Genomic DNA, 5,381 nt, shown 5'->3' on the forward strand with positions numbered 1-5,381 from the left:
AATTTAGCAAGTTCCCCATAGATCATAATCATCTGCATGAGTAATATTTACGCTAATTATTTGCCCCACTGAAATTGGATGATTTGAAACGTTATCAATGTAAACTAATCCATCTATTTCTGGAGCATCCGCAATAGAACGTCCAATGATCTCTTCTTCTGTAATTTCATCTACAATCACATTAAGCGATTTACCCACTTTTTGTTGTAAACGCTCTGCAGAGATTTGTTGCTGAAGTTGCATGAAACGATGGTAACGCTCTTCTTTAACTTCTTCAGGAACCTGATCATCCATATCGGTTGCAACTGCACCATCAACAGGGCTAAATTTAAAGCATCCGACTCTATCTAGCTGAGCTTCTTGTAAAAAATCTAATAATAATTGGAAATCTTCTTCTGTTTCTCCAGGGAAACCAACAATAAAGGTTGAACGAAGAGTAAGATCAGGGCAAATTTCGCGCCATTTTTTTATTCTTTCCAACGTTCTCTCAATTGAACCAGGGCGTTTCATTGCTTTAAGAATCTTAGGGCTAGCATGCTGTAAAGGAATGTCTAAGTAAGGTAATATTTTCCCTTCCGCCATCAATGGAATTAAATTATCCACATGAGGATAAGGATAAACATAATGTAAACGAACCCAAACACCTAATGAGCCTAACTTCTCACACAAAGTAAATAAGTCATTTTTGATTGGCATTCCATTCCAGAAAACAGTTTTAGTACTATTTTCTTTCTTTTTATCTAATCCGTAAGCTGAAGTGTCTTGCGAAACAACCAAAAGTTCTTTAACTCCAGCATCAACTAAGCGTTTAGCTTCATCTAAAACTTGTACAATAGAACGACTATCTAAATCCCCTCGCATTGAAGGAATAATACAGAAGGTACAACGGTGATCACAGCCTTCGGATATTTTTAAATATGCGTAATGTTTGGGTGTTAATTTAACACCTTGCTTAGGCACTAAGCTCACATAAGGATTGTACTCTGGTTTAGGCGTATATTTATGAACATGGCTCATTACAGCTTCATAACTATGTGGTCCAGTTATTTCTAGAACCTTAGGGTGAACCTCACGAATTTGGTTTTCTTTAGCACCTAAACACCCTGTTACAATAACTTTTCCATTAGCTTCTAATGCTTCACCAATAGACTCTAATGATTCTTGAACTGCACTATCAATAAATCCACAAGTATTGACAATAACCAGATCAGCACCTTCATAACTAGGAATAATGTTATATCCCTCAGTACGTAACTCCGTTAATATACGTTCAGAATCAACCAAATTCTTTGGACAACCTAAACTAATAAAACCAATATTTGGTGTTAAATTCATAAAAAATCTCAATAAAATAAGTAATCAAAAAAATAAATCTATACAGTTAATAGATTAAAGATGAAATAATTGTACAAAATCTATGATAATAAAGCGATAACAAGCGGTGAGATATCAATAAAACTTTGTAAATTCTAAATATAAACTCACCGCTTGAAACAAGAATTAATCTAAACAATTTAACATTGCTAATACGATATTAGATGATTTTTCTGCCGCCAAAGGTAGGAACTCATCAAAGGACAAATGAGAAGTTTTATCTGCTACATCTGAAATAGCTCTTACCACGACAAAAGGAATATTGAATGCATGACAAACCTGTGCAATAGATGCTGCTTCCATTTCTACAGCAACAACATTAGGGAAATTTTCTTTGATTTTACTAATTGCATCAGTCCCATTGATGAAAGTATCACCACTACAAATTAAGCCACTAACTGCATTTATTCCAGCCTTTTCACTCTCTTTAATAGCAATATCAACTAATTGTGTATCAGGTAAAAAACCAGCTGGATTACCTGGTAATTGACCTTTTTCATAGCCAAAAGCTGTCACATCCACATCGTGATGCCTAACGTCATTTGAAATAACGATATCGCCAACATTCAGGGAAGAAGCCAATCCGCCAGCAGATCCAGTATTAATAACCATATCTGGTTTAGTTAATGTTAAAAGTAGTGTAGTACCTAAAGCTGCTGCAGTCTTGCCAATTCCTGATTGTAATAAAGCAACATCTATATTATTTATTTTACCTTCATAGATTTTACAACCTGCTATATCTATTTCTTTAGGTTCTAAAATATAACTTTTTAAAATCTCAACTTCTTGTGCCATTGCACCGATAATCCCTATCTTCATTTCTTATTTTTTTCCTTTTCTTCTTGTAATTTGTTAATTAAAAAATCCAATACAGCGTATGTATAGTCATCATTATATAATGTATCACTCATTAAAATATATTTACCATTAAGAACGGCTACTGGCAACCTTGGCGGAGAATAATATATTTGATAAAGTTCTTTTGCCTTAGCAACATCTTTTGCTACTTGTGATGATGAAAAAATTTCATGAAATTTAGGTAAATAAACATCATTATTAATCAACCAATTTTTTATTGCATCATTGTTATTAACCAAACTTTCCTTCATTTTTTTATCAGCACTATCAAATAAATATTTATCGCTCAGTTCTTTATGTCCATAAGCAGAAAAAGCCGCATCCATCTTAGCTGTAAATTCTAAATTATCTAAAAAAGAAGGCGATCGCTCCAATATCACTTTATCAGAATTTCTAGCTGCATATAATTTCAAGTAATCATCTGCCTTTAAACATAGCTCACACCCATATTGATAAAAATACTGTATTAATACTTTACCATCTTTTGGTAATTTTAAATCTAAAGGGTTATTATAAGAATAATAGCCATGCCCATCTTTAAAAGCTGGTTTAGTCTCCAATATTTCTAAACTTTTCTCTTTCTCAACCGAATAACTTTTCGGTAACCAAAAGCACATAACAAGTATTACAAGAAGATTAATATATTTTTTCATAATTAAAATCAAACCTTATTGAACAAATGATAAGTTATTTTGCCTAATAATGTGGTGGTGGAGTTTCTTCCGCTTGACTTGCAATATTACTCGGTTGCATACTTTTCAATTTTTCAGCAAAATATCGAAATTGATTCTGTAACTTGTCTAAAGCAAATTGTTGCTGAATCAAAGCTTGATTAAGATCCTCGATAGTTTGATCTTGGAATGCTATTTTTGTTTCTAATTCAGTTAAATAAGCTAAAATATTATCAATATTTGGTTGCATACTATAAATAAAAGGTTGTGAAAAAAGGGAATACACTTTACCCTATCTACCTTTGTTTTAACACTATTTTAAGGGAAATTTTATGTTAAAAACTAAACTCTCTGTACTTGCTTTTGCTACAAGTGCATTGTTTCTTTCACAAGCCACATTTGCAAAAGATGCTGATTCAAAATTTATCGATGAATCATCATATGCCGTTGGTGTACTAATGGGTAAAAATATTGAAGGTGTTATTGAATCACAAAAAGATATTTTCTCTTACGATCAAGATCGTATTTTAGCTGGTGTACAAGATACTATTAAAAAAACTGGCAAATTAACAGATGAAGATTTACAAAAACAACTTCAAGCACTAGATAATTATCTACAAGAAAAAGAAGCGGCTATCAAAGCTGAAAAAGATAAAACAACTATAGAAGAAGGCAATAAATTTAGAGCTAACTATGAAAAACAAGATGGGGTAAAAAAATCTGCTTCTGGATTATTATATAAAATAGAAAAAGCTGGTGAAGGAAACTCACCAAAAGCAGAAGATATAGTTAAAGTTCATTATAAAGGTACATTAACTGATGGTACTGTATTTGATAGTTCATACGATCGTGGAGAGCCTATTGAATTTCAACTCAACCAACTTATTCCTGCGTGGATTGAAGCTATTCCAATGTTGAAAAAAGGTGGAAAAATGGAAATCGTTGTTCCACCTCAACTTGGTTATGGTGATCGTCAAGCAGGAAAAATTCCAGCTAATGCAACACTTAAATTTGAAATTGAATTATTAGATTTTAAACCAGCTAGTAAATAATATTACTTCTACGGAAAATAGTTTGGTAAAAAAAAGTGATGATCTTACCGCTTGAAAACTGTTTTCCGTTTTATTTTGGATAAAAAATGACATCTAGTTTTACTCCTTTCTCTGATCAAGATCATGCAATACTTGCCTCGTATTTTCCTGTCGTAGATGGAATTGCAGCACTCATTGGTGAATATTGCGAGATTGTATTACATTCATTAGAGTTTCTTGAACACTCAGCAATCTATATTGTTAATGGACATAACACCGATAGAAAAATAGGCTCACCCATCACAGATAGAGCTTTATGGTCACTTCATCATATGCAAACGGATAGTGTATCGAAACCTTACTTTACCCGTTCAAAAGGTGACGTTTTAATGAAATCTATCACTATTGCAATTCGCAATGGAAAACAACACGTAATAGGACTAATTTGTATTAATATTAATTTAGATATTCCTATATCACAATTTTTATCAACATTTATTGCACCACAAGAATCAGATGATCAAGTTAACTTTGCAAGCTCTGTTGAAGATTTAGTTATGCAAACAATAGAAAATACGATCGAAGAAATCCAAAATGATAAACACGTAGCGAATAATAATAAAAATAGACAAATTGTGACAAATCTATTTGAAAGAGGAATTTTTGATATCAAAGATTCTATTAATCAAGTTGCTGAACGCCTAAATATCTCTCGTCATACTGTTTATCTCTATATCCGTCAAATAAAACAGGATATTGAATAATGAAATATGTTATTGCAATAAGGCATAGTGTCTATGGCAATCAAGGTGCTTATCTAGCATATCAAATTGTTCAAGAATTGCTTGTTGAAGGACATACAATTACCCAAATTTTCTTTTTTCAAGATGGCGTTAGCAATGCAAATAAATTTGTTTATCCAGCCAATGATGAAGTTAATTTAGTTGAAAATTGGAAAAGTTTAGCAGAAACCTACCGCTTACCACTTCATCTTTGTATCTCAGCAGCACAACGTAGAGGTATTGTAGAGAATAATTTATCCACTCACTTTACTCTAGCAGGATTGGGTGAGTTTAGCCAAACTATATTACAAGCAGATAGACTACTTACATTTTAATAATATGAAAGATCACTACAAAATTGCCATACTTTTTACACAACCACCTTTTGGAACATCAATGAGTAGGGAAGGTTTAGATGCTCTATTAGCAGCAAGTGCTTATTGTGAAGAAGATGAAATTGCTATTTGTTTTTTACATGATGGTATTTTTAATTTAATTGATAACCAAGACCCTTCACTTATTCTTCAAAAGGATCATATATCAACATTTAAACTAATCGAATTATATGAATTGAATGAGTGCTTTGTCTGTTTATCAGATATAGAAAAGCGAGGACTTACAGAAGCAGAATGGGTTCTATCTAATATAAATTTTGTTCCTAAATC

8 protein-coding genes are annotated in these 5,381 nt (G+C 32.2%); 4 read left to right on the forward strand and 4 right to left on the reverse strand.

Annotation, left to right across the window (positions count from 1 at the left end):
* Nucleotides 1-3: 3 nt before the first annotated feature.
* From rimO to Q1J40_RS02535, 4 genes are all read right to left on the reverse strand, one after another.
* Nucleotides 4-1,335, reverse strand: a complete 1,332-nt coding sequence (gene rimO / locus Q1J40_RS02520) for a 30S ribosomal protein S12 methylthiotransferase RimO (protein ID WP_301098461.1) — start codon at nucleotides 1,333-1,335, stop codon at nucleotides 4-6.
* 165 nt (nucleotides 1,336-1,500) lie between these two features.
* Nucleotides 1,501-2,193 (reverse strand): 5'-methylthioadenosine/S-adenosylhomocysteine nucleosidase, encoded by a 693-nt coding sequence (gene mtnN, locus Q1J40_RS02525; RefSeq protein ID WP_301098462.1) that lies wholly within the window; start codon nucleotides 2,191-2,193, stop codon nucleotides 1,501-1,503.
* Nucleotides 2,190-2,885, reverse strand: coding sequence for a thioredoxin domain-containing protein (locus tag Q1J40_RS02530; protein ID WP_301098463.1), 696 nt, complete (start codon nucleotides 2,883-2,885; stop codon nucleotides 2,190-2,192). The genes mtnN and Q1J40_RS02530 overlap by 4 nt, the downstream gene beginning before the upstream one ends.
* Before the next feature lie 43 nt (nucleotides 2,886-2,928).
* Nucleotides 2,929-3,153: a SlyX family protein gene (locus tag Q1J40_RS02535; protein ID WP_301098464.1), complete on the reverse strand. Its 225-nt coding sequence runs from the start codon at nucleotides 3,151-3,153 to the stop codon at nucleotides 2,929-2,931.
* 82 nt (nucleotides 3,154-3,235) lie between these two features.
* Here Q1J40_RS02535 and fkpA point away from each other — a divergent pair, with 82 nt between their 5' ends.
* The 4 genes from fkpA to tusC form a co-directional block, all read left to right on the forward strand.
* Nucleotides 3,236-3,955, forward strand: coding sequence for an FKBP-type peptidyl-prolyl cis-trans isomerase (fkpA, locus tag Q1J40_RS02540; RefSeq protein WP_301098465.1), 720 nt, complete (start codon nucleotides 3,236-3,238; stop codon nucleotides 3,953-3,955).
* Nucleotides 3,956-4,041: 86 nt separating this feature from the next.
* Complete coding sequence (locus Q1J40_RS02545) at nucleotides 4,042-4,698, forward strand: helix-turn-helix transcriptional regulator (protein WP_301098466.1); 657 nt, start codon at nucleotides 4,042-4,044, stop codon at nucleotides 4,696-4,698.
* Entirely contained in the window at nucleotides 4,698-5,051 is a 354-nt protein-coding gene (gene tusD / locus Q1J40_RS02550; protein ID WP_301098467.1) for a sulfurtransferase complex subunit TusD, read from the forward strand. The genes Q1J40_RS02545 and tusD overlap by 1 nt, the downstream gene beginning before the upstream one ends.
* Before the next feature lie 4 nt (nucleotides 5,052-5,055).
* Nucleotides 5,056-5,381 (forward strand): sulfurtransferase complex subunit TusC (tusC, locus tag Q1J40_RS02555; protein ID WP_301098468.1); only part of this gene is annotated, 326 nt, incomplete at its 3' end.

Source organism: Otariodibacter sp. (genome assembly GCF_029256985.1).
GTDB lineage: Bacteria > Pseudomonadota > Gammaproteobacteria > Enterobacterales > Pasteurellaceae > Otariodibacter.

Excerpts from the sequence above, each read along its gene's own strand:
- fkpA (WP_301098465.1), top strand. The coding sequence starts at position 3,236 with ATGTTAAAAACTAAACTCTCTGTACTTGCTTTTGCTACAAGTGCATTG.
- tusD (WP_301098467.1), top strand. The coding sequence starts at position 4,698 with ATGAAATATGTTATTGCAATAAGGCATAGTGTCTATGGCAATCAAGGT.
- mtnN (WP_301098462.1), bottom strand. The coding sequence starts at position 2,193 with ATGAAGATAGGGATTATCGGTGCAATGGCACAAGAAGTTGAGATTTTA.
- Q1J40_RS02535 (WP_301098464.1), bottom strand. The coding sequence starts at position 3,153 with ATGCAACCAAATATTGATAATATTTTAGCTTATTTAACTGAATTAGAA.
- Q1J40_RS02545 (WP_301098466.1), top strand. The coding sequence starts at position 4,042 with ATGACATCTAGTTTTACTCCTTTCTCTGATCAAGATCATGCAATACTT.
- Q1J40_RS02530 (WP_301098463.1), bottom strand. The coding sequence starts at position 2,885 with ATGAAAAAATATATTAATCTTCTTGTAATACTTGTTATGTGCTTTTGG.
- rimO (WP_301098461.1), bottom strand. The coding sequence starts at position 1,335 with ATGAATTTAACACCAAATATTGGTTTTATTAGTTTAGGTTGTCCAAAG.